Here is a 22,450-nt window from a genome sequence, read left to right on the forward strand (position 1 = left end):
GGGGCCGACCAGCAGAGCAGCACATGGACGAGAAGGACCGGATCAGGCACGTGGACGGCAAGCACATGCAGATCGGCGAGGTCGCCGCGCGCACCGAACTGTCCCTGCGCACCATCCGGCACTACGAGGAGACCGGCCTCGTCGTCCCGTCGGCCCGCTCTCAGGGCGGCTTCCGGCTCTACACCGAGGGCGACGTGGCCCGCCTCATGGTGATCCGCCGGATGAAACCGCTGGGCTTCACCCTGGACCGCATGCGGGAACTGCTCGCGGCCACCGACCGTCTCGACGAACACGCCGGGAGCGGCCCGCCCGAGGGGCGGGAACGCGAAGAGCTGCTCGAGTCACTGCGCGGCTTCGAGGAAGCGGCACGCCAACGGACGGCGGATCTTCGTACGCAACTGGCGCGGGCGGAGGAATTCACCACCACCCTGCACGAACGAATCGAACGAATCGAACGAATCGATCCGATCAGGACAGGCCGGTCGGGTGAAGAAAGCGAAGGCGGACCCCACCCGGAACTCACCGCCCCCGCCTGACCCCGGCACGCCGGGAAGGCCCCCGCCCGCGTCCCGCACCGGCACTGCGGAACAATCGGGGCATGAGCATCGTCAAGATCAACGTACTCACGGTCCCGGAAGAGCAGCGGGAGACGCTGGAGAAGCGGTTCGCCGCGCGGGCGGGCGCGGTGGAGGGTTCGGACGGATTCGAGTGGTTCGAGCTGCTCCGCCCCGTGGAGGGCACCGACACCTACCTCGTCTACACCCGCTGGCGGACCGAGGAGGACTTCCAGCGCTGGCTGGCCGGCCGCGGCCAGGCCGCGCACGGTGGCGGCGCGCACGGTGGCGGCGCGCAGGGTGGCGGCGCGCAGGGCGACCGGCCGAAGCCCGCCGCCACGGACGCGACGCTGTGGTCGTTCGAGGTGGTCCAGCAGACCGGCCCGAAGCAGGCCTGACCCGCCCACCGGCGCCGCCGAAGCACGTGCCGCGAAAGGGTCGGGAGCGACGCGCCGGCCCTTTCCGGAGGACGAGCACCGGAAAACGGGAGCGTGTTCAGGAACCTGAACACGCATGGGGCCCGGGTCCCCGGACCCCGGAAACACGGAGCAGGGCCCCGCACTGATGTGCGGGGCCCTGCTGCAATCCCTGCGTACTCGCGTACGTACGGGTCAGGCGGGAACGATGTTCTCGGCCTGCGGGCCCTTCTGGCCCTGCGTGACGTCGAAGGTCACCTTCTGGCCTTCCTGGAGCTCACGGAAGCCCGAGGTGGCGATGTTCGAGTAGTGGGCGAAGACGTCGGCGCCGCCGCCGTCCTGCTCGATGAAGCCGAAGCCCTTTTCCGAGTTGAACCACTTCACGGTACCGGTGGCCATATCAAATCTCCTGAGACAGTGCTGGGAAATCGCACTTTACGAATTCCCTCATCGTCGCGATGATCACCTGCCCGGAGAACCGGTAGCAAAATGGCAACCACAACTGCAACTGACGTCAGCCTAGCACGAACCATATCCACGGCAAGCGAGGAAAATCACCAAGGAAAGCGCGGTCAACGCGTTTGAAGAAATAGATTTCTGCGACGAACGCTAAATTTCTGTTCTGGCGAGAACAGATTTTCACTGATGCCGATGCCGACGCTCGGCGCGCTCGCTCTGCCGGCACAGCTGCCCGTCATCCCGCTCGACCTGCTTCAGTCGCCCCTCCAGGCCGACGATGCGGCACGCGGCGTCGGCCTGGGGACCCCGGCCGACGAGTTCGCGCACCCACGCGGCGAGCTTCAGCCGATGGCGCGAGGAGCGACGGTGGCCGCCGTCCGGGCGCGTCGGGGCGATCAGCCCGGTCCCGCCCGGGTCACGGAGAAAGGCGGGTGTCACTCCCACCAGTTCGGTGGCCCTGCCCATGGTGCAGGCCGGGAAATGGTCGCCGCCGAGCCGGTCGGCGACAGGGAGCCGGCCGTCGTCCGGCTGCCGGGCGCCGGCATTCGGCCGACTCTCCGAAGACATGCACGCCTTCCTGCGGACCGCCGGGGACACGGACCACCAGGGGACAGGCTCTCCACACAGGAACTCCAGCCATCTCGGTAGAAAAACTACCGCGACACACATAGATATCCACTCCTGTTCACGGTGTCCGCGGCCGGCGCGTGCCCGTCCGGACAGCAGGGACTCCCTTCGGACCCTCCCCCGGCCGTGCCCGGTGCGGACCCATCTCCTGGAGTACGGCGCCGAGCTCGGCACCGGTGAGGGCATGACCCGGTAGCGGCGACGGTGGGGCGGTGCGCAGGCCGTCGAGGAACAGGGCGAGAGGACGACGCCAGGCGTCGGGCGTGGCGGCCGTGGTGAGAGGCGGTACGGCGCGGCCGAGGACGGCGAGGGCGAACAGGACGTCCTCCGTGCTGACGTCGGGACGCACGGTGCCTTCCTCGCGCTCCCGGCCGAGCAGCAGCTCCACCGTCCGGCGGTTGTGGGCGTGCACGGCCTGTAGGGCCTCGACGTCCGGCAGGTGGGTGGTCATGAGGTCGTTGGTGCCGCGATCGGCGGCCGGACCGTCCCGACAGTCCCGGCAGCACCGCTCACGCGGGCTTCGGCTCGGCCTTCCGGGACGTCGGCCGCTCGAGGTGGACCACCACAGTGGAATAGAACCGGTTGACGGCGTCGTCCACGCTGCGGATGAACCCGGACTCGGCGTTGCCACGCGTGCTGCCCATGCCCTTGAAGAGGGTCAGCCGGAAACCGGTGATGTGCGTACCGTTCTTCGGCAGCAGGTCCCCCGGCTCGGGCCTGAGCCGTTCCAGAGTGCCCCTCGGCCCACCCGCCCCGGTATCGACCAGCGTCTCGACGTGCAGGTCGGCCGGGGCCTCGCTCAACCACTTGAGGAGCCGCTTCGCCCGGGCCAGGGGGTAACCCTGTTCGGGCGCCGGGATCTCGATGGACGTGCGCAGCTTGCCGGTCCGCAGGTCGGCGCTGATCGCCAGGACACCCGGTGTGTCCTCGATCCGCACCTCGGCCTGCAACCGCCCTTCCAGGCACAACTGGTCGGCCATCCGCGCACGGTGCTCCCCGGGGCCGGCCCCCCGCTTGACCCGGCGTACGGGAAGCACCTTCTGGCCGATTTCGCCGCCCAGCCCCAGACAGACCTGGCGGATCAGCTGTTCCCAGCTCTCGACCACTTCAAGGGCACGGGAGTCGCCCTGGCACAGGGTCTCGTCGTCGATGCCCCGGCGCACGGGGACCCACGCCGCACCCATGTTCTGGAAGCCGTGGCAACCGGAGTTCTCGTGCTGGACGTAGTGCAGCAGTTCATGGAGCAGCCAGGCGTGCGCACTGTTGCCGACACCCTCGTGCCGGATGAGCATCTGTGCCTGGTGCGCCACTTCCGCCCAGGACAGATGCCACAGGGCCACCTTGTGCTTGCGCCTGCCGTCGACCTTGACGTCGACCAGCGGGCTGCCTTCCAGCGCGACGTCGTTGGACAGCGTGATCACGGCCTCGTAGCCACGCCGCGCCGCTATGTCCATGTACGCCTGCACTTGATCGGCCTTGAGGGCGTTGCCGTTGGTCTTGGTCTCGACGAGCGCCGTCCAGAGTTTTCCGGCCCGCTCGACCCGGATCACGCCGTCGGGACGCCGTGGGGAGTCGCCGTGCGGCAACGTGACTTCCGTATAGGTCTCCATACGGCCCGCCGGGGCTCCGAATCCGGCCGTCAGCCTGCGACCGAACTCCGGCACCTGCGCCATCACCGACAACAGCACGGAGGTGGCGCGCATCTCGCGGTCACGGTCGCTCTTGAGTACCGAGAGAGGGAAGAGCCTTGCCTGGTTCCACGCATCGTTCTCGGCGAGGGACTTCTGCTCCGCCTTGGGCAGCGTGACCTTCTTCTTGGCGGTGCGGGGCCGTGACGGCTTCCTGCTCCGCCCCGCGTCCGGCTGGGGCTGCCGCGGTGCGGGGATCGCCGCCGGAGACGCTTGCGGCTTCTGTCCGCCGGGGACGGCCGGCGACGCGGTGTCGGATTCCTCTCCGGCCGTTGTCCCGCCCACTGCCGCCGACTCGTACGGATCTCCCGCCTGGTCGGCCTCCGCCGAGTCGTCGTCGATGTCGACTCCGAAGTCGGCCGCCAGCCCGGCGAGGCCGGTGTCGTACCCCTGCCCGACGGCCCGGAACTTCCAGTCACCCGCCCGCCGGTACAGCTCACCGAAGATGAACGCGCTCACCGACCCGGCACCCTCGATCGGGAACCGGAGCAGACCGTCGCCCGAACCGTCGGCCAGCGTGACCTGCAAGCCGTCCAGTTCGTCGAAGCACATGCCCTCGTACCGGCTCGCGGCGACGACGATCCGCTCGACCTCGTCCGGGACCGCTGTCAGATCGAAGACGATCCGGTCCTCGCTGCCTTCTCCGGCCGGCTTCTTGCCCAGGAGTTCCACGCTGCCGTCGACGGCCACCGGATTGTTGTAGAAGTAGAAGTCGGCATCGCTGCGCACCTTGCCGTGTGGGCCCAGCAGCAGAACGGATACGTCCGCGTCGCCCTCGCCGGTCTGGCTGACCCACCCCAGACTCGCGATCACCGAATCCACGTTGTCACTCAGGGTGGCCAACCCGACGTTGGCCCCCTTGGTCATCTCGTACATGAATCCCCCCCAAAAACCACGGCGGGACAGAGGGACCCCTCCCTCGGCAGTCCGCCGCGCACCGTGCACGCCAGGACGCGCATTCAACGCACCCGGAACTCTAGTACGCGAAACGTGCAGTCAGCGATGTTCTGGCGGAAACAGGGTGATCGCGGGTGGACCTCACCCCGCGCACGCCCCGTGCGGGCGGCGATCACGACGTGCGCGCCCCGCGCACCAAAGGTCCGGGACAGAGGCGACCCGGTCGCCGCCTTCGCGGCGACCGGGAAGGCCGGGGCAGGCCCCGAGCTGCACACGTGGGGACGCGACGGCCCGTCCCGGCCTTCCCTCCGCTCGCAATCTGTCACGGCACGCGGACCCCTGCCCGCCGGGGCAGCCGAACGAACCATTCGGACATTCCAGGCGCTTTATCCCATTTCCTCGGCCATACTCGGAGCATGAGTACGGCAACGTATGAACTGCTGGCCGCAGACCAGCAGGTACTGCATCTGCTCGCGGCCTTCATCGGCGGGCTGGTCGTGGCCGGCGCGCTGATCTGGGCTGTAAGCGTCGGCATGAAGGTCATGGACCAGGAGGAAAGCCGCCCCAGCCCCGAGGAACAGCCGAGACTGCCGGAGAGCGGCGCGGTCCACGAGATGCGGGAGATGCGGGAGCCGGACGAGATGCCGGCAGTGCCGAGAGACGGCGAACGGCTCATGCCCTACCAGCTCCATCACTCCTCCACCAGAACAGGGAAGGACCAGCAACGGAAGCGCTGGCTGCCCGGGTCGAGCGGCGCCTTCGGCAGTGGTGGCCCAGGACACGTGTGACCGGCGTGTGGAAGTGCTTCCACCGCGACAACACCGTGGTCCCGTCCTCGTACACCGGGGGCGGGGCCCCTCCTGTTCCCGGTGCGGGCACCACCGGACCGGGCATCTGGTGGCCCGGCGTCCGGTGCCCCTGCCCGGTGCCGCCGGTGAGCCGCGCAGTCCCGTGCCCGCGGACAGCCTGCACCGCCCCGAACGCCATCTGGCCCCGATGCTTCCGGCCGACGACCACCCACAGCCGAAATTCGGGACGGTGGCAACAACAACAGCAGGAACAGCGGCAGGTTCAGGGACCCCGGAGGCAGAGGCCTGAGACGGGGGACGTCCCGAAGCAGGTGGAGGGGTGGGGCCGGCCGGCTCCCGATGGGGTGCTTCAGCGGGTTCCGCCCGCTTCGACGGTCTCCAGGTAGAGCTTCACGTAACGCGGGACGTCCACCTCCAGCCCCACGTCCACCAGGGCCTGCTCACGTGTGCCCTCGTGGAGTTCGGACTCGCCGACGCGGGAGCGGCGGTCGACGACGGTCTGTCCACGGGCCGGGCCCGGGGCCAGGGAGACCTCGACGGGGAGCCGGTAGGTGGTCAGGCCCTCCGGGTCGACGACCGCGCACAGCGCGCCCGCGTCGCCGAGTCCGCCCGCCTCCTCCTCGGGGCCGTCCACATCGGCGGGGCCGTCGGCGGTGGCGTCCGGAGCCGCGGGGCGGTGGGCGAGCAGATCACCGGCCAGTCGGACGCCCGGTTCGGCGCTCGCCCGCAGCCTGCGCACCTCGGCCGCCGGGACGACGACCCGGTTGAACACGTCCAGGCCGTACATCGTGATCGGCACTCCGGCGGTGAGCAGGATCGCGGCGGCCTCCGGATCGTGCCAGACGTTGAACTCGGCGACCGGGGTGGCGTTGCCCGCGCCCGCCGCGCCGCCCATGAAAACGATCCGCTCGATGTTGCGGGTGACCTCGGGATGCATCCGCAACAACAGGGCGATGTTGGTCAGCGGGGCGGTGGGCACCAAGGTGACCGGGCGTGGGGAGGCGAGGATCTCGCGGCGCAGCAGGGTCACCGCGTCCACATCGGCGGGGATGCGCCGCGGAGCGGGCAGGCCGAGGTCACCCATCCCGTCGTGACCGTGCACATGGGCCGCGGAGCGCGGGGCCTCGATCAGCGGGCGCTCGGCACCCCGCGCGACGGGCACGGCGGGCGCGCCCGCCGTCTCCAGCACGGTGAGGGTGTTGCGTACCACGCCGTCCACGTCCGTGTTGCCGGCCACGCAGGTCACCGCGCGCAGGTCGATCCCGGGGTGACGGACGGCGAACAGCAGGGCGAGGGCGTCGTCGACACCCGTGTCGCAGTCGATGATCACCGGAATGGGCGGACCGTACGTCACGGCGAGGACTCCTTCGGGGCGTGGCACAGAGGGCGGGACAAGGGTGCGGTACATGGGGGCGGGCGCGGGGCGAGAACATTTTCCCTCGTCGTACTCACCCGGACGGACCGCCGCACTGGTGGGGCGGGCGGCACCGTGGTGCCGTATGAGCACGTGTCGCTGCCCCGGCCCCGGTCCCGTGCCGGACGGCCAGTGCGCGGTCGCAGCCACATCCACAGTCCGGCTCCACCAGGAGGCACCCCCGATGACGCATGCCCCGGCCGCCGCCCGCGCCCTTCTCGCCTCCGTGCTGTCGGTGTCCGCGCTGCTGACCACGGCAGCCTGTTCCGCCCTCGGGAGCGACACGGCCGGACCGGAGGCCCCGGCCACCGCCTCCGCCTCGCTCTCCACCGCCGCCCCGGCCACCGAGCAGTCCTCGTCGGCGACGCCCGAGCCGGGTCTGAGCGAGGAGCAGCTGCGGGCCTCGCTGATCACGGAGACGGACCTGGGGCAGCCCTGGGTGCCGACGCGGGGCGCGGCGACCTGGCGGGACGGGCTGCTCAAGTCGAGCACGAAGAACGCCGACTGCCGGCGGCTGCTCGACGCCCTCTACACCGAGGAGCTGTTCGGCGCGCCGGCCGGGCCACGGGCCGTGGTCGCCCTGGACGACGCCTACAGCGGCGCCCAGCTGCGGTACCAGGTGGCCGCGTACCGGTCCGCCGACGTGGACCGCACGCTGAAGTGGCTGGACGGTCTGCCCGAGAAGTGCGGGGAGTTCACCGCCACGGCCAAGAAGGACGGCGCCCAGAAGGTCGAGGTCGACGCGCTGACGCTGCCGGAGACCGGGGACGCCCGGCAGGCACTGCGGGTCACCATGACCGGCGAGACGCCCGACCACCAGCTGACGCGCCTCACCCTGGACGTGGCGGTGGTCCGGGTCGGCGAGGACACCATCACCCTCACCAACGGCGGCTTCGGTGACGTGGCGTCCGAACTCATTCAGGTGGTCGTGGAGTTCGGGGCGAACCGGCTGACGGAGATCCAGAAGCAGGGCCGGGTGCGGGTCTGACCGTCATGGGCCGACCCGTCACGGCTCCGACCTTCACGGCTGCGACCGTCACGGCTGCGACCGTCACGTCAGGCGGTCCACGGCCTGCTTGGCCTCGAGCAGACCGGCCCCGGTGGCCTCGCGGTAGGCCTTGATCGCCTGGACCGTCCTGCCCTCCCGCACGAGCGCGACGATCGTGTCCTTGTCCGGGATCTCCTCGTGCAGGTCCAAGTGCTCCATCACCAGGTCGAGTTTGCGTTCGACGCGCGCGGCGGTGCGCTCTGCCCGGGAGACGTTTTTCTGGACGGCCCAGATACCGAGAATCACAAGGCAGGCGAGGAAGAGTATGTCCATGGACGGCAAGCGTAGGGACCGGGGAGCGCCCGCCCGACCGCCCTGCCCTGATCGTGATGCTCGTACGGTCAACCCTCCTTGTGCCCCTTGCCGTTCGAGTCCGGCAGCCCTTAGGTTCAACCGCGGATTCACCGTGTCCAACCCATCGCTGCTGCGAGGTCGCCGTGCTGGAACGCATTCGCACCGCCAGGCGTTACGCCAGAGGCTTCGTCGCGGCCGTCGCCGCGGTCACCGCACTGGTCCTGGCAGCCAACGCGGGCCCGGCCAAGGCCACCCACCCCGAGAAGCCGGACCACCGCACCACAGACCCGGTGGAAGCCGCCGTCCGCTAGGAGCCGGCCTGCCCGCGGCCCCTCCGTGTAGCCCTTTCGTGGCCTCTCCGCGGTCAGCACCGCCGGGCCCAATGCGGGAGGGCCTTGCGCAGGGCCTTGTCCAGTTGTTCGGCCAGGGCCTCGTCCGACAGCACGCCGTCTCCGTGCGGCGGCGCAGCTCCGCGATCCCCTCGGTCAGCCCGTCGACATCGCCGGTGTAGCGGCCTTTCTCGTCGACCAGCTCGAGGTCCGGCACCGCGGACGCGAACGCCTCCACCGCGTTGACCGTAAGGCCCTCGTAGGCGGCGAGCTGGGTGGTCCAGCCCTTCTGCCCTCAGGTGGTGCGCCGTTCTCGACGTCGCGCCGGTTGGCCTGCCAGGCCGACACGGCCTTCTTGGCCTGGTCCAGCAGTTCCGTGGCGCCCGCACCCGCACCCGCACCCGCACCCGCACCCGCACCCGCACCGATGATCAGAACGACGATGTCCATCCCGAGCCTCATCGGGGTGCCGGACTCGTCCGCCCTCGGCCTCTCCTGGATCCGCAGATCACCGGCGCGCAACCGCTCGTCGAGCGGTTTCTCCCGCTCCAGCCACTTGCGCAGCGCACCGATGTCGCTCGTGCTCGCGGTGTCGTCCAGCCGGATCCGAACGCCCTGGTTGACCACACTGTCCCCCTCAGCCATAACTCACCATCACGGCACCACTGTTGCTCCACAGGGAGGGGTCGACAACGGTCGCTTCCTCCCGGCCGAAAGCGGAAGGGTGCGGGCAGATCCGGTCGGGTGCCGGTTCAGTTCTGCGTCTGCAACTGGTTCAACTGCCGCCGCACATGGTCCAGGGCGCCTTCTCGTCGGCCGGGCACGCGGCTGCGCAACTCCGCGAGCGACAAGCCTAGTTCGCGGGCCCGACCCGGGTCGCCGATCCGGCCCCACTGGTGGTGCGCCCGGTCCACCGCGGTTTCGACGGAGGAAGCGTCCGCCGCCTGACCGGTGTTGAGCCGTGCGGCGGCCACCGCCAGCCAGATGTGACAGCTGAGCGCCGCGTCCCCGGCCAGCATCGCCAGATCCGCGCGAACCTCGGCCCAGTGCAGCGCCTCCTCGGAGGCGGGCCCGTGGGCGAGGGCGGCGCTCTGCTCGTGCCGCGCGGCGAGCGCGTGGGCATCGGCGTGGCGGCCGGACCGTACGGCCTGGGTGATGACCGTGTGCGGGTCCCCCGGCACGGGCCCGGTTCCACGCCGCGCCAGGACGAATCCGGGGTGCGCGCCCTCCGCGGTGGCCCGGACCAGCGCCTGCTGGTGCAACTCCTCGTCCGGCGGGCGCCGTCCACTGCGCAGCAGCGTCCCGACCGCCTTCATGTACGCCGGTTCCGCGAACCTACGACGGGAGCGGGAGGGCGGCGGCGCGATGCGGCCGTAGACGGCGGTGTCGCGACCGGAGTCGAGCGCGGGCGGGAGCGTGAGCGGAACCGAAGCCGGCGCCGGACCCGGCAGACCCGGCAGACCCGCCAGCTGCGCGATCCCCAGTGCCTGCCAGGTCTCCTGGTCCGCGTGCAGGTCGAGGATCAGCGTCGTGACACCCGGGGGACGCAGTCGCAGCTCGTCCCGGAACCAGTGCCACGGGAACGCCGTGTAGCGCACGGTCGACGCGGTGGTGCGGGCCAGCGCCAGATGGGGCAGCCGCTGGCGGCGGTCGAGCAGCAGTTGCCCCACGACGTACAGGGTGAGCGGTCCGGGGGCGGTCGCGGCGGCGCGCAGCCGGGTCAGGACCGCCTGCGGCTCCAGCGGGTCGGCGAGCTCGACGACGTTCGCGGTGTCCGTGCCGGACAGGACGGCGGGCGGTACGGCCGCGAGGACGGGAAGCACGGACGCCGCGTCCACCAGCCGTCCCCGCCCGGACGGCGAGGCCGCCAGCAGCAGCACGGTTCCGGGCGCGGCCCCGGGCTCGCTTCCGGGTGTGGTCCCGGGCATGTTCCCTCCCCCTGTCGATCACGACCCAGAGCAGCACCGTAACCGCTGTGGCTCCGACAAGGGGCCTCGGATCAATGAACGTCCCCCTTCGAGGTGTTCGCCCTTGGCCCGCCGGTCCGGCGCACCGCGAAGACCGTGGTGTCGTCGTTCAGGTGGCCGCCGCTGTGCCGGAGCGTCCCGTCCCGTACGACGACGGCCAGCCGGGCCGGTTCGGCGGTGCGCGCGTCCTGCGCGACCGCCCGCGCCACGTCCTCGGCGAGCGGGTAGAAGGTCCCGGCGGCATCACGCGCCTCGGTCACCCCGTCGGTGACCACCAGCAGTGTCTCGTCGGCGGCCAGCGGCAGCCGGTGCACGCGCACCGGTGCCGGATCCAGCTCGCGCAGGCCCAGCGGAAGCCCACTGGTCACCGGCAACGGCCGTACACCACCGGGGCCGACGGCCAGCGGCGGTTCATGGCCGAAGACCACGGCCTCCACCGTGCCGGGACCTGCCGTGCCGGGACCTGCCGTGCCAGGACCCCAGGCATGGGACCGCACCGGACGGGGACCCGCCGTGGCCGGGCGATCCGCCGGGAAGCCGAGCAGTACGGCGGTGGCGAAGCGGTCGCCCTCTGCCCGGCCGAGGGCCGCGGTGTAACCCCGGTGCCTCAGCATCCGCTCCTCCAGGCGCTCGGCCACGACCGCCAGTTCCGGCTCGTGGAAGCCCGCCTCGCGGAACGTGCCGAGCAGTGCCGCCGCCGTCTCGACCGCGCCCAGTCCCTTGCCCTGTACGTCCCCGACCAGGACCCTGGTGCCGTAGGGGCCCGGCTGGATGTCGTAGAAGTCGCCGCCGACCCGGGCACCGGCGTCCGCGGCGAGATAGACGCCGGCGTGCTCCAGACCGCCCCAGAACGGTGGCAGGGGGCGCAGCACCGTACGACGGACCGTGTCGGCGACGTTGCGCATGTGCAGCGCGCGGCGCTCGCCGCGTACCCGGACCGTGCACGCCAGCGTCGCCAGGACGCCGCCGACGGCGACGAGGATGAAGTCGGGCAGCCCTGTCTGGAACTCGTGCGGCCAGGCGTTGTCCACGGTCGTGAAGGTGACGATCGAGAGCGCCGCGAACACGGCCGTGCCCCACACCCCGCAGATCGCGGCCGCGATGCCCGGGACCAGCACGATCCAGGAGACGATCCGGAACTCGCCGGTGGTGTGATAGTCGATCACCGCGATGGTGACCAGCAGCAGGAGCGGCGGCACCCACGCGACACTGCGCCCTCGCACGTACAGCATTTCGTACCGGTACGTGATCTCCCGGCGGCCGGCCCGGGGGTACCGCCGGCCGTGCGGGCCGAGCCCCCTGCTGCCATGGCGCACCGCCCCAGCGAAGCATGCGGACGCACGGCCCGCATCCGGTCGGGACGGGATGCGGGACGGGATGCGGGACAAAAAAGAGAACATGTTCGAAATGGGTTCGGGCGGCCGAGTTGCCGGGTGACCCGCACAGGTGTGCGCTGGAGGCGGGGGCGAGGAGAGAGGAGTGCGCTCATGGCTCATGCGGCACCCAGACCCCGGATCATGCCCAGGCAGCAGCCGGACAGGATCCGCGTCTTCAGTGAGCGGGCCCATGCCGTCGCCAAGCTGGCGGTGCCCGTCGTCCTCGGGCTCGTCTACGGCTACTGGGCGGCGGCCAACCGGCGTTATGGCGGTCCCCTCACCGGCTGGAACATCCTGTTCGGCTTCCTCACCGCGCTGGCGTTCGCCGCCCTGTGCATGGCCCTGCTGAGCGTCGGTCCGAAGCTGCGGCGCGAGGTGCACGCCGTGCTGTGGGGCGCGTTCTCCGGCGCCGCGGTCGGCTTCCTGGTCAGCCAGTCCAACATGAGCGTGATGCGGTCGGCCGCGCTGGGAGTGGCGGTGGCAGCGGGCGTCTTCGCCTTCCTGTTCTACCGGTACTACACGCACGAGGACGCGCAGGGTCGCCGCACCGGGTGACGCGGTCGTTCCGCCGGGTTGCCGTCCTGCAGGCCTGACGGGACGGGCTGACGGGCGCAGGGTCCTGGGCGCTCCGGGCACCTCGGGTACTCCGGATGCCCGCCCTGCGCTCGCGTACATGTCCCCCCGCGCCTTGGCTGAAGGGGTGCCGCCCCACGCCGTACCGCTGGAACCACCGGAACCACCGGAACCACCTCGCCGCGAGCGGACGCCCGCGCGCCTGCGCAACGCCCTGTCGGCGGCGCTCGTCGCTCTGGCGTGCCTGCTCGTGCCCTGTGGCGCGCTCGCGGCCTGGGCGGTGCACGGGCTGGCCGACACCGGACGGTATGTCGGCGCCATGGCGCCGCTGTCCGCCGACCCCGCCGTGCGCGACGCGGTCGCCGACGCCGTGGGGGACGGGGTCGTACGGGAACTGGACGCGGGGTCCGCGCGCGACCTGCTCGGGCCGTTCGTACGGGACGCCGCCCGCTCGTTCACCCGCACCGAGGCGTTCGGCACCGTGTGGGAGGCGGGGAACCGGGCCGTCCACGACGCGCTCCTGCACGCCCTGCGCGACGGCCGGGCGGACCCCGGCCCGGTCACCGTCGACCTCGCGCCCGTCACCGCCGAGGTGAAGCGGCAACTCGTCGCCGACCGTATGCCGTTCGCCGACCGTATTCCGGTCGAGCACACCCGGATCGCGGTGGTACCGGCCGGGGAGACGGCCAGGCTCCGGACGGGGTACCGGCTGCTGGACGCCGCGGCCTTCTGGCTTCCCCTCACGGCCGTCGTCCTGGCCGTCACCGGGGTCGCCGTCGCCGTCCACCGCCGCCGCGCGCTCACCGCGACCGGGCTCGGCATCGCCCTGGGCGGCGGCCTGCTCGCCGTCGCCGTCGCGGTCGGCCGCCGGCTCACCCTGGCCGACGTGCCCGAGCCGGTCCACCGCCCCGCGGCGGGCGTGGTCTACGACGCCCTCACCGCCACGCTGCGCACCGCGTCCTGGATGCTGCTCGCCCTGGGCCTGACGGTGGCCCTCGCCTGCCTGCTGACCGGCCTCCGCGGGCGCGGTCTCGGCCGTGGGCACGAGTGCGGGCCCGCGGTACGGCGTTCACGGGAGTGGCGGGCGAAGACCCGGACCGTTGCCGGGGCGGCGCCACCGGCCTGTGACGAGGCGCGGAACGGATCGCCGCAACCTCCCGTCGCCGGCCCTCGTCTTTGAGGGAGGATCTCCACGGATCGATCCACCGCGAGCGGAAGGCCGGACGTTGGACACAGTGACTGCCGAGACGGCCGAGTGGGCGGACGCCCGGGAAGGGGCCGGACGCCGCAGCGGGAAGCGGCGGTTCGGCGGCTGGTCGGCGGCACTGCTCTTCGCCGGGGTGAGCGTGATCGTCGGCTGCCGGGCCGTCGGCACCGACGCGGTCACCCCCGTGCCCCAGCTGCTCGCGTTCCTGCCCTGGCTCCTCGTGCCGACCGCCTTCGGGCTGCTGTTCACCCTGCTCGCCCGGTGGTGGACCGGCGCGGTCTGGGGCGTCGTCCTACTCGGACTGCTGGCCTGGTTCATCGAGCCGTACGGGAAGACCGGCGCGCCCGCCGGGCCGCCCGTCGCCGAGTTCCGGGTGATGACGTCCAACGTCGAGTTCGGCCGGGCCACCGCCGGACTGGTCGACGCCGTGCGCCGGCTGAAGCCGGACGTGGTGTTCGTCCAGGAGTGCGAGTACACCTGCGACGCGCTGCTGCGACGGGAACTGACGGCGGACTACCCGCACCGCCGGGCCGTGGCGGGCGGTGGCTCCGAGGGCTCCGTCATCCTCAGCCGCTTCCCGCTCAAGGGCACCGACGGCGTCCCCGGAACCCTGGGCATGCCCGGCGCCGTCGCCGACGTCGACGGGCACGCCGTACGGCTCCAGCTCGCCCACCCCATGCCTCCGATCCCCGGCCAGGTGGACGTCTGGGAGCGGGAGCTCCGCGGGCTGCGCGACGTCGTCACCGCGGACCCGACGGCCCCGGTGGTGCTCGCCGGGGACTTCAACGCCTCCCAGGACCACGCCGCCTTCCGGCGCCTCCTCGACTCCGGGCTCGGCGACGCCGCCCGGCTGGGCGGCGCCCACCGGGTCCCGACCTGGCCGGCCAGGACCATGCCGACGTTCGGCGCCCAGATCGACCACGTGCTGGTGTCCCGGCAGTTCGCCGCGCACCGGCCCCGCTTCCTCGATCTTCCCGACACCGACCACCGCACCCTGATCGTCGACCTCGCACTGCACCACGGCGGCTGACCTCTGGCCGGCACCTTGCCGCACCCGGGCGCGGGGGGGGGGGGGGGGGGGGGGGGGGGGGGGGGGGGGGGGGGGGGGGGGCCCCGCGCCCCCGCCCCCCCCCCCCCCCCCCGGGGGGCGCCCCCGGGGCCCCCCCCGGCCCCCCCCGGGGGGGGGGGGGGGGGGGCGCCCCCCCCCGGGGGGGGGCCCCCCCCCCCTCCGCCACCGAAGCCGAATCCGTGCCGGAATCCGTGGTGGTGCCGGTACCGGTGCCGGTGCCGGTGCCGGTACCGGTGCCCTTGTTCTTCGGCCTCAGACGCCGATGTCGCTGCCGTCGGTGCGCCACACGGCGACCACGGCGGGCCGGGGGTACGTGCCGGGTCCGTCGGGCCAGGTGCTGCCCGGGTTCTCCACCGACGCACCGTCCACCTCACCGGGGTGCTGCACGGCGACGAGCACCCGCCGGTCCTGGACGATCGGACCACAGGTCTCCGCGCCCTTCGGCACGGTGAGGAACTGCTTCAGCTCACCGCGGCGGTCGCCGCGCGTAGCGACACCGAAGAGCCCGTCGTGCGAGCCGAGGGCGGCGCCGTCGGTGGAGATCCACAGGTTGCCGTGGTCGTCGAAGGTGACGTTGTCCGGGCAGGAGATGGGGCTCACGGAGTCCTTCGGGAAGCCGGCGAAGTACGTCGCCGGGTCCTGCGGGTCGCCCGCGACCAGGAACAGCGACCAGGCGAACCGGGTGCTCTCCGGCCGGTTCCAGCGCTCGGTCAGCTCGAGGATGTGGCCGTGCTTGTTGGCGTTGCGCGGGTTGGCCTCGTCCGCCTTCGGGTTCGCACCGACACCGCGGTTGGTGTTGTTGGTCAGGGCGACGTAGACCTTGCCGGTGACCGGGTTGGGCTCGACGTCCTCGGGGCGGTCCATCTTGGTGGCGCCCACCTTGTCGCCGGCGAGCCGCGTGAAGACGAAGACCTCCTCGGCGGTCATGCCGTCGACGTGCGAGACGGCGCCCTTGGCGGTGGCGGTGGCCAGCGGGATCCACTGGCCACCGCCGTCGAATTCGCCGTCCTTCGGGAGCTTGCCGGTGCCGTCGATCTCGATGGCGGGCGAGTCACCGGTGATCCTGGCGACGTAGAGGGTGCCCTCGTCGAGCAGGGTGAGGTTGTGCTCGCGCGCGGAGCGGCTGTCGCCGTGCCGCATCCGCTTGCTGCCGACGAACTTGTAGAGGTAGTCGAACCGCTCGTCGTCGCCGGAGTACACGACCGGGCGGCCGTCGTGCGTCAGACGCACGGTCGCGCCCTCGTGCTTGAAACGGCCGAGCGCGGTGCGCTTGCGCGGGACGGAGTCCGGGTCGTACGGGTCGAGTTCGACGACGTAGCCGAACCGGTGCGCCTCGTTGGGCTCCTGGGCGAGGTCGAACCGCTTGTCGAACCGCTCCCACTTGCGCTCGGTGGCGCCGGTGCCGATGCCGTACCGCTTGTCGGTCGCGCGGCCGCTGTTGGCGAAGTACTGGTTGAAGTTCTCCTCGCCGTGCAGGGTCGTGCCCCACGGGGTGGTGCCGCCCGCACAGTTGTTGAGGGTGCCGAGCACCTTGCGGCCGGTCGGATCGGCGGAGGTCTTCACCAGGTCGGACCCGGCGACGGGGCCGGTCAGCCGGAACTCGGAGGTGGCGGTCAGGCGCCGGTTGAGGTGGTGCCGGGTGACGGGCGTGAGCCTGCCGCTCCTGCGGTCCTCCTCGACGACGACCACGCCCAGACCGTGCGCGGCCCAGCCGATCTCCACCTGTTCACGGGTGGGGTTGTCGGAGTCGTAGCCGCGGAACATCAGCACCTCGTCGGTGTACTCGTGGTTGGCCACGAGCACCTGGCGGCCGCGCTCACCCTTGAGGGGGAGCAGGGCGAGGAAGTCGACGTTGTATCCGAACTGCCCGGCCTGCGCCTCGGCCGTCTGGTTCTCGGGGTCGAAGGCGGGCGCGCCGCGCAGGATCGGCTCACCCCAGCGGATGACGACGTTCTGGCCGTAGCCCTCCGGCACGGTGACGACGTCGGCGGTGTTCGGCGCGACGGGCGTGAACCGCAGGCCGCGGGCCCCCTTCGACTTCTGGTGCCCGTGACCGTGCCCGTGGCCCTGGCCTCCCTTGCCGGCGACGGGGGCCGCCTGGGCCTCGGGAGCACCCGCGAGGTCGACCGCGCCGGCACCGGCCGCGACCACCGTGACAGCGGCGGCGGCCCGCATCATCGACCGGCGGCTGAGGGCGTCGGAGATGACGTCACCGACGTATGCGTTGGAGCTGGTGTTGGGCACCTCGTGGAAGCAGGCGTCACCACACCGGAAACGGCAGGTCATGGCGGACCGGCCGCCAGGGTGCGAACTGGACGGCGTCCCGATCAACGGAAGCAGCTTGCGCACGTGTTCTCTCCTTGGATACCCGGGGTGTCAGCGTGACCGTAGGGGTACATATGTGCGGCAGCCGGGCGCCAGGGTGAACGGAGAGTGAACCTGCGGCAGCACGAAGAGAGTTACCTGCTTCACTGCACTCCGGCCCACAGGGGCCGAATGACGCCCTTGACACCCTGCCCAAGATCACCCACAAGGGCGGCTAACCTTACGTGTCCGTCCTGGCCAGGGATTGACGGGCTACAACTCACGCGAAGGGTTGCGCACATGGGCATTCTCACTCTCCTGCGGAACGCGTTCGGCCGGTCACGCAAAGCGAGCACGGCAGAGGTAGAGGGTGCGACGCCGGTCGCGGAAACGGACGGTGCGGAACAAACCGCCCGCCCGGACACCGCGACCGCGGCCACCCCGACGCCGTCCGAGCCTGCCGACGAGTCCACGGCGGCCGCAACTCCGGCCCCCCGGCTTCCGTCCCCCTCCCCCGAACCGACACCGCAGGCCACCAAGGCCTCCGTCCCGGAACCCCGCGCCGACGCACACGACCTCGTCTCCGCGGCCTTCAACAGCACAACGCCCTCCACCCCCACCAACTCCCCGGAACCGACCCCGGAACCGAAGACGGAGACCGGCCCCGCCCCGGAGCCGGCCCCCGAAGCCACGGCCGAAACCCTCGAGCCGAAGCCGGCGACCACCCCCGACACCCCTCAGCCCGAGGCCGAGGCAAAGGCCGAGCCCCAGCCGGTGGCCGAGGCCGACCCGGAGTCCAAGGCCGACACCGCTTCCGAGCCCAAGCCCGACCCCGAGCCGGTGACCGAGGACGAGCCCGAGGCCCAGCCCGAGGCCAAAACCGACCCCAAGCCCGAGCCCCAGCCGGTAGCCGAGGTCGAGGTCGAGGTCGATCCTGCCACCAAGACCGAGCCGGTGACCGAGGCCGCACCAGAGCTGAAGCCGCAGTCCGAGGCCGAGCCCCAGCCGGTGGCCGAGAGCGAGCCTGAGCCCAAGGCCGACACCGAGCCCGAGGCCGACCCGGAGCCCAAGGCCGACACCGCTTCCGAGCCCAAGGCCGAGCCGGTGGCCGAGGACGAGCCCGAGCCCAGGACCGAGCCCGAGCCCAGGACCGAGCCCGCGATCGCCCCGAAGGCAGAGCCCGAACCGGAGTCCGAGGCCAAGGCCGACCCGAAGGCAGAGCCGGAGCCGGAGGCAACCCCGGAGCCTCAGCCCGAGGCCGCCACCGAAACCGAGGCCGAGGCCGAGTCGAAGCCGAAGCCGGATGTGGCGGAAGCGCGGCCTGAGGCAGCCCCGGAGTACCGGCCCGAGGCCGCCGACGGCGAGGACGCCCCCCAGGGGCCACCCGCACCCGACGGCGAAACCCGCACGGGTGGTGCGGGTGGGAACACGACCGAGGCCGAGGGCGAAGCCGAGGCCGAGGCCACCCCCCTCAAAACGCCGGAGGCGCTCCGCACGGCCTACGAAGCCGCAGGCCAGGCCCTCGCGGAGCGTGGCCTTGCCGACACCCGCGCCAAGGTCTACCTCGTCCTGGACCGCTCCGCGTCGATGCGCCCGTACTACAAGGACGGCTCCGCGCAGGCGCTCGCCGAGCAGACTCTCGCTCTCGCGGCCCACCTCGACACGGACCCCGGGTCCGTCACGGTCAAGGTCGTCTTCTTCTCCACCGAGGTCGACGGAACCGGCGAGCTGACCCTCGCCGACCACGAGAACAAGATCGACACCCTGCACGCGTCCCTCGGCCGTATGGGCCGGACCAGCTACCACGCGGCTGTGGCCGAGGTCCTCGCCCTGCACGACAAGGCGGCGCCCGGCGTGCCCGCCCTGGTGGTCTTCCAGACGGACGGCGCGCCCGACGCGAAGACCCCCGCGACCCAGTCCCTCACGGAGGCCGCGAAAACCCACTCCTCCGTCTTCTTCTCGTTCGTCGCCTTCGGAGACCCGGACCACAAGGCGTTCGACTACCTCCGCAAGCTGAAGACGCCGAACACGGCCCACTTCCTCGCCGGTGAATCTCCCCTGGAGCTCACCGACAAGGAGCTCTACGAGGCAGTACTGGAGTCCTGGCGCCCCTGACCCGGGGCCTCGGCCCACGTGACAGACGGGCGACAGCCCTCCCCTGCACCCCCGCGCCGCCCGCTTCTCAGCCCGTAAAACGAGAAGCGGGCGGCGTGCCCGTGTCGGCTACGATTTGGAGATTCCGTACGTTTCAACCTGGGAGCAGCCCCCGATGGCTCGACACCTCATCACCAGCGCCCTTCCGTACATCAACGGGATCAAGCACCTGGGCAACATGGTGGGGTCCATGCTCCCGGCGGACGTCTACTCCCGTTATCTGCGCCAGCGCGGTCACGACGTCCTGTACATCTGCGCGACGGACGAGCACGGCACCCCGGCCGAGCTGGCCGCGAAGGAGCAGGGCCTGCCCGTCGACGTGTTCTGCGCGCAGGCGCACGACGCGCAGAAGGCGGTCTACGACGGCTTCGCCCTCGCCTTCGACCACTTCGGCCGCAGCTCCTCGCAGCAGAACGTGGAGATCACGCAGCACTTCGCCCGCCGCCTCCGGGAGAACGGCTTCATCGAGGAGCGCGCGATCCGGCAGGTCTACAGCCCGGCCGACGGCCGCTTCCTCCCGGACCGCTACGTGGAGGGCACCTGCCCGCACTGCGGCTACGACAAGGCGCGCGGCGACCAGTGTGAGAACTGCACCCGGGTGCTGGACCCGACCGACCTGATCGACCCGCGGTCGGCGATCTCCGGCTCCACGGAGCTGGAGGTCCGCGAGACCAAGCACCTCTTCCTCCTCCAGTCGAAGCTCCAGCACGAGGTCGAGGAGTGGGTGGCCCGGCACGAGGAGGAGTGGCCCCAGCTGGCCGCGTCCATCGCCCGCAAGTGGCTGACCGAGGGTCTGCACGACCGCGCGATCACCCGTGACCTGGACTGGGGCGTTCCGGTGCCGGCCGACACCTGGCCGGAGCTGGCGGCCGAGGGCAAGGTCTTCTACGTCTGGTTCGACGCCCCGATCGAGTACATCGCCGCGACGAAGGAGTGGGCGGACTCCGCGCCCGACGGTGAGACGCGCGACTGGAAGTCGTGGTGGTACGAGGCGGACGACACCGTCCGCTACACCGAGTTCATGGCGAAGGACAACGTCCCGTTCCACACGGTGATGTTCCCGGCCACCCAGTTGGGCGTCCGCGAGCCGTGGAAGAAGGTCGACTACGTCAAGGCCTTCAACTGGCTGACGTACTACGGCGGCAAGTTCTCCACCTCCCAGAAGCGGGGCGTCTTCACCGACCAGGCGCTGGACATCCTCCCGGCCGACTACTGGCGGTACTTCCTCATCGCCAACGCGCCCGAGTCGGACGACTCGTCCTTCACCTGGGAGCACTTCACCGCCACGGTGAACAAGGACCTGGCCGACACCCTGGGCAACTTCGTCAACCGTGTCCTGTCCTTCTCGAAGAAGCGCTTCGGTGAGGAGGTCCCGGCGGGCGGTGAGCCGGGCGAGGCCGAGACCAGGCTCGGCGAGGAGATCGCATCGCTCCTCGCGGAGTACGAGTCGCAGATGGAGGCGACGCAGTTCCGCAAGGCGGCGGCCGCGCTGCGCGCCCTGTGGTCGGCGGGCAACTCCTACCTGGAGGAGAAGGCCCCCTGGCTGGAGATCAAGACCGACCAGGAGGGCGCCGCCCTCACCCTGCGTACGGCGATGAACCTGATCCGCCTGTACGCGGTGGTGTCGGAGCCGTTCATCCCGTCGACGTCGGCGGCGATGCGGCAGGTCTTCTCCCTGGCCGATGACACCGCGGCCTGGGTCTCCGCCGAGGAGGCCCGGACCCTCACCTCCGTCCCCGCCGGCACGCCCTTCACCGTCCCGCCGGTCCTCTTCGCCAAGCTGACGGACGACGACCTGGACGCGTACAAGGAGCGCTTCGGCGGCGAGCCCGAGTCCGCGTAACGGCCTCGCACCACCGACGTCAGGGCCCGGGAACAGAGGTTCCCGGGCCCTGACGCGTTCGTTAACGTCGCAGGGAGGTCACTTCACGCAGGGGAGCACCCATGGCACTGTTCGGCAACGCGCACAGCATCGACCCCGCGTCGGCGCAGCAGGAGTACGCCCGCCTCCTGGGCCACGGCGAGCAGGTGCACGCCGCCTACCTGCTGATCCGCGACACCATCCTCTTCACCGACCGCCGGCTGATCCTGATCGACAAGCAGGGCATCACCGGCAAGAAGACCGAGTACCACTCCATCCCGTACCGCAGCATCACCCACTTCGCCGTCGAGACGGCCGGCACCTTCGACCTCGACGCCGAGCTGAAGATCTGGCTCTCCGGCACCCCCACCCCGGTGCAGAAGACCTTCACCAAGGGCGTCGACATCTACGAGGTGCAGGCCATCCTCACCCAGTTCGTGGCCCGCTGACCTCCCTCCGGGGACGGCCTGAACGTTTCCCCTGTTCCCGAACGGGTGAATGAGTCCGCATATGCCGGGTGCACCGGCCCTGAGTGCGCCTAGTTTGCGCTCATGGTCACATCGACACACGAGGCCTCCCACCGGCTCTTCCAGGAGCACCCGGAAGTGGTGGAAGTCGGTCTGGTGGACACACCGACCAGGGAGAACTGGAGAACCACGATGGAGAACGTCGTCACCCACTTCCCGGGGCACAGGACACTCTTCGAGGAGAAGTACCTGGACGGCAAGGCCGACGGCAAAGCCGAGGGGAAGGCCGAGGGGAAGGCCGAGAACATCCTGCGCGTGCTCAAGGTGCGGGGGCTCGCCATCTCCGACACCGTCCGCGAGCGCATCACCACCTGCACCGACCTCGACACGCTCTCCGTCTGGTTCGACCGTTCTCTGACAGCCACCACGGCCGAGGACGTTTTCCAGGAGGAGCCGCAGTCCGACACGGACACGTCGGCGGACACGTCGGCGGACACCTTCGGACAGCCGTGACGCCCCACATCGTTCTGGAACCCGAACTGGAGGCGGAGCTCTGGGATGTCTGTATCGCCCTGCTCCAGGCGGTGGCGATCGCGTGGGTTCCCGTGCCCACGGCCCAGGCCGCTTTCAAGGAGAGATTCACGGAGATCGGCGGCCGTGCGGGCCTGTCCTCCAGAGAGATCGACCTCGTGTGCTTCGGCTTCAAGTGCTGGCTTCTGACGCACAAGGACGAATACACGGAGCAGTACGCCAAGGGGAACACCAGACGCCTCTGGTGAACCCGTCCGTGAACAGCGGAGAGGGGGGGGGGGGGGGGGGGGGGCGGCCGCGGGGGGGGGGGGCCGCGGGGGGGGGGGGGGGGGGGGGGGGGGGGGGGGGGGCGGCCCCCCCCCCGCCCCCCACCCGCGGAGGGGGGGAGCCCCCCCCCCCCCCCCCC

General features: G+C 71.3%; 22 protein-coding genes and 1 pseudogene. 13 read left to right on the forward strand and 10 right to left on the reverse strand.

Annotated features, from left to right (window positions below):
- Positions 1–65 precede the first annotated feature (65 nt).
- Together ACFYQA_RS02780 and ACFYQA_RS02785 are read left to right on the forward strand one after the other, a co-directional pair.
- Positions 66–536: a MerR family transcriptional regulator gene (locus tag ACFYQA_RS02780; protein ID WP_388911085.1), complete on the forward strand. Its 471-nt coding sequence runs from the start codon at positions 66–68 to the stop codon at positions 534–536.
- A gap of 62 nt (positions 537–598) precedes the next feature.
- Positions 599–952, forward strand: a complete 354-nt coding sequence (locus tag ACFYQA_RS02785) for an antibiotic biosynthesis monooxygenase family protein (RefSeq protein WP_388910612.1) — start codon at positions 599–601, stop codon at positions 950–952.
- 213 nt (positions 953–1,165) lie between these two features.
- Here ACFYQA_RS02785 and ACFYQA_RS02790 read toward each other — a convergent pair whose 3' ends face one another.
- The 4 genes and pseudogenes from ACFYQA_RS02790 to ACFYQA_RS02805 form a co-directional block, all read right to left on the reverse strand.
- On the reverse strand, positions 1,166–1,369 hold the full coding sequence (locus ACFYQA_RS02790) for a cold-shock protein (protein ID WP_004985680.1): 204 nt from the start codon (positions 1,367–1,369) through the stop codon (positions 1,166–1,168).
- Between the two features lie 240 nt (positions 1,370–1,609).
- On the reverse strand, positions 1,610–1,996 hold the full coding sequence (locus ACFYQA_RS02795) for a MerR family transcriptional regulator (RefSeq protein ID WP_388910615.1): 387 nt from the start codon (positions 1,994–1,996) through the stop codon (positions 1,610–1,612).
- 118 nt (positions 1,997–2,114) lie between these two features.
- A pseudogene (locus tag ACFYQA_RS02800) lies at positions 2,115–2,534 on the reverse strand (hypothetical protein); the annotation flags it as partial.
- Between the two features lie 31 nt (positions 2,535–2,565).
- Positions 2,566–4,620 carry a TerD family protein gene (locus tag ACFYQA_RS02805; RefSeq protein ID WP_388910618.1) on the reverse strand — a complete coding sequence of 685 codons (2,055 nt, stop codon included), beginning with the start codon at positions 4,618–4,620 and terminating at the stop codon, positions 2,566–2,568.
- A gap of 437 nt (positions 4,621–5,057) precedes the next feature.
- Between ACFYQA_RS02805 and ACFYQA_RS02810 the strand changes: the two genes are divergently transcribed.
- Positions 5,058–5,429, forward strand: a complete 372-nt coding sequence (locus ACFYQA_RS02810) for a DUF6479 family protein (protein ID WP_388910621.1) — start codon at positions 5,058–5,060, stop codon at positions 5,427–5,429.
- Between the two features lie 370 nt (positions 5,430–5,799).
- Here ACFYQA_RS02810 and ACFYQA_RS02815 read toward each other — a convergent pair whose 3' ends face one another.
- On the reverse strand, positions 5,800–6,804 hold the full coding sequence (locus ACFYQA_RS02815; protein ID WP_388910623.1) for a nucleoside hydrolase: 1,005 nt from the start codon (positions 6,802–6,804) through the stop codon (positions 5,800–5,802).
- A gap of 244 nt (positions 6,805–7,048) precedes the next feature.
- Here ACFYQA_RS02815 and ACFYQA_RS02820 point away from each other — a divergent pair, with 244 nt between their 5' ends.
- Positions 7,049–7,852 (forward strand): hypothetical protein, encoded by an 804-nt coding sequence (locus ACFYQA_RS02820; protein ID WP_388910626.1) that lies wholly within the window; start codon positions 7,049–7,051, stop codon positions 7,850–7,852.
- A gap of 63 nt (positions 7,853–7,915) precedes the next feature.
- On the opposite strand, the gene ACFYQA_RS02825 is transcribed toward ACFYQA_RS02820, so the two are convergent.
- Positions 7,916–8,185, reverse strand: a complete 270-nt coding sequence (locus tag ACFYQA_RS02825; RefSeq protein ID WP_388910629.1) for a hypothetical protein — start codon at positions 8,183–8,185, stop codon at positions 7,916–7,918.
- Between the two features lie 164 nt (positions 8,186–8,349).
- On the opposite strand from ACFYQA_RS02825, the gene ACFYQA_RS02830 reads away from it, so the two are divergent.
- Positions 8,350–8,517 (forward strand): hypothetical protein, encoded by a 168-nt coding sequence (locus ACFYQA_RS02830; protein WP_386393771.1) that lies wholly within the window; start codon positions 8,350–8,352, stop codon positions 8,515–8,517.
- Between the two features lie 174 nt (positions 8,518–8,691).
- Here ACFYQA_RS02830 and ACFYQA_RS02835 read toward each other — a convergent pair whose 3' ends face one another.
- The 3 genes from ACFYQA_RS02835 to ACFYQA_RS02845 all read right to left on the reverse strand — a co-directional run bounded on the left by ACFYQA_RS02835 (position 8,692) and on the right by ACFYQA_RS02845 (position 11,734).
- A complete protein-coding gene (locus tag ACFYQA_RS02835; RefSeq protein WP_388910632.1) occupies positions 8,692–9,180 on the reverse strand; it encodes a hypothetical protein in 489 nt (162 codons plus the stop codon).
- Between the two features lie 107 nt (positions 9,181–9,287).
- Positions 9,288–10,463, reverse strand: a complete 1,176-nt coding sequence (locus ACFYQA_RS02840) for a hypothetical protein (RefSeq protein WP_388910635.1) — start codon at positions 10,461–10,463, stop codon at positions 9,288–9,290.
- Between the two features lie 71 nt (positions 10,464–10,534).
- Complete coding sequence (locus ACFYQA_RS02845; RefSeq protein WP_388910638.1) at positions 10,535–11,734, reverse strand: PP2C family protein-serine/threonine phosphatase; 1,200 nt, start codon at positions 11,732–11,734, stop codon at positions 10,535–10,537.
- A gap of 255 nt (positions 11,735–11,989) precedes the next feature.
- Here ACFYQA_RS02845 and ACFYQA_RS02850 point away from each other — a divergent pair, with 255 nt between their 5' ends.
- The 3 genes from ACFYQA_RS02850 to ACFYQA_RS02860 all read left to right on the forward strand — a co-directional run bounded on the left by ACFYQA_RS02850 (position 11,990) and on the right by ACFYQA_RS02860 (position 14,688).
- Positions 11,990–12,433, forward strand: a complete 444-nt coding sequence (locus ACFYQA_RS02850) for a hypothetical protein (protein ID WP_388910641.1) — start codon at positions 11,990–11,992, stop codon at positions 12,431–12,433.
- 220 nt (positions 12,434–12,653) lie between these two features.
- Positions 12,654–13,631 carry a hypothetical protein gene (locus ACFYQA_RS02855; protein ID WP_388911088.1) on the forward strand — a complete coding sequence of 326 codons (978 nt, stop codon included), beginning with the start codon at positions 12,654–12,656 and terminating at the stop codon, positions 13,629–13,631.
- Positions 13,632–13,686: 55 nt separating this feature from the next.
- A complete protein-coding gene (locus ACFYQA_RS02860) occupies positions 13,687–14,688 on the forward strand; it encodes an endonuclease/exonuclease/phosphatase family protein (protein ID WP_388910643.1) in 1,002 nt (333 codons plus the stop codon).
- A 291-nt stretch (positions 14,689–14,979) separates the two neighbouring features.
- On the opposite strand, the gene ACFYQA_RS02865 is transcribed toward ACFYQA_RS02860, so the two are convergent.
- Positions 14,980–17,076: a PhoX family protein gene (locus tag ACFYQA_RS02865; protein WP_388910646.1), complete on the reverse strand. Its 2,097-nt coding sequence runs from the start codon at positions 17,074–17,076 to the stop codon at positions 14,980–14,982.
- Between the two features lie 255 nt (positions 17,077–17,331).
- On the opposite strand from ACFYQA_RS02865, the gene ACFYQA_RS02870 reads away from it, so the two are divergent.
- The 5 genes from ACFYQA_RS02870 (at position 17,332) to ACFYQA_RS02890 (ending at position 22,292) form a co-directional block, all read left to right on the forward strand.
- The gene (locus tag ACFYQA_RS02870) at positions 17,332–19,146 is read left to right on the forward strand and encodes a VWA domain-containing protein (protein ID WP_388910649.1); all 1,815 of its coding nucleotides are present in this window, start codon (positions 17,332–17,334) and stop codon (positions 19,144–19,146) included.
- Between the two features lie 154 nt (positions 19,147–19,300).
- Positions 19,301–21,028, forward strand: a complete 1,728-nt coding sequence (gene metG, locus ACFYQA_RS02875) for a methionine--tRNA ligase (protein ID WP_388910652.1) — start codon at positions 19,301–19,303, stop codon at positions 21,026–21,028.
- 101 nt (positions 21,029–21,129) lie between these two features.
- Positions 21,130–21,495 (forward strand): PH domain-containing protein, encoded by a 366-nt coding sequence (locus ACFYQA_RS02880; RefSeq protein WP_388910655.1) that lies wholly within the window; start codon positions 21,130–21,132, stop codon positions 21,493–21,495.
- 102 nt (positions 21,496–21,597) lie between these two features.
- Complete coding sequence (locus ACFYQA_RS02885; RefSeq protein WP_388910658.1) at positions 21,598–22,026, forward strand: hypothetical protein; 429 nt, start codon at positions 21,598–21,600, stop codon at positions 22,024–22,026.
- Positions 22,023–22,292: a hypothetical protein gene (locus ACFYQA_RS02890; RefSeq protein WP_388910662.1), complete on the forward strand. Its 270-nt coding sequence runs from the start codon at positions 22,023–22,025 to the stop codon at positions 22,290–22,292. Before ACFYQA_RS02885 ends, ACFYQA_RS02890 begins: the two co-directional genes overlap by 4 nt.
- Positions 22,293–22,450: the final 158 nt, after the last annotated feature.

It is taken from the genome of Streptomyces sp. NPDC005774, assembly GCF_042871645.1.
Taxonomy (GTDB): domain Bacteria; phylum Actinomycetota; class Actinomycetes; order Streptomycetales; family Streptomycetaceae; genus Streptomyces; species Streptomyces pratens.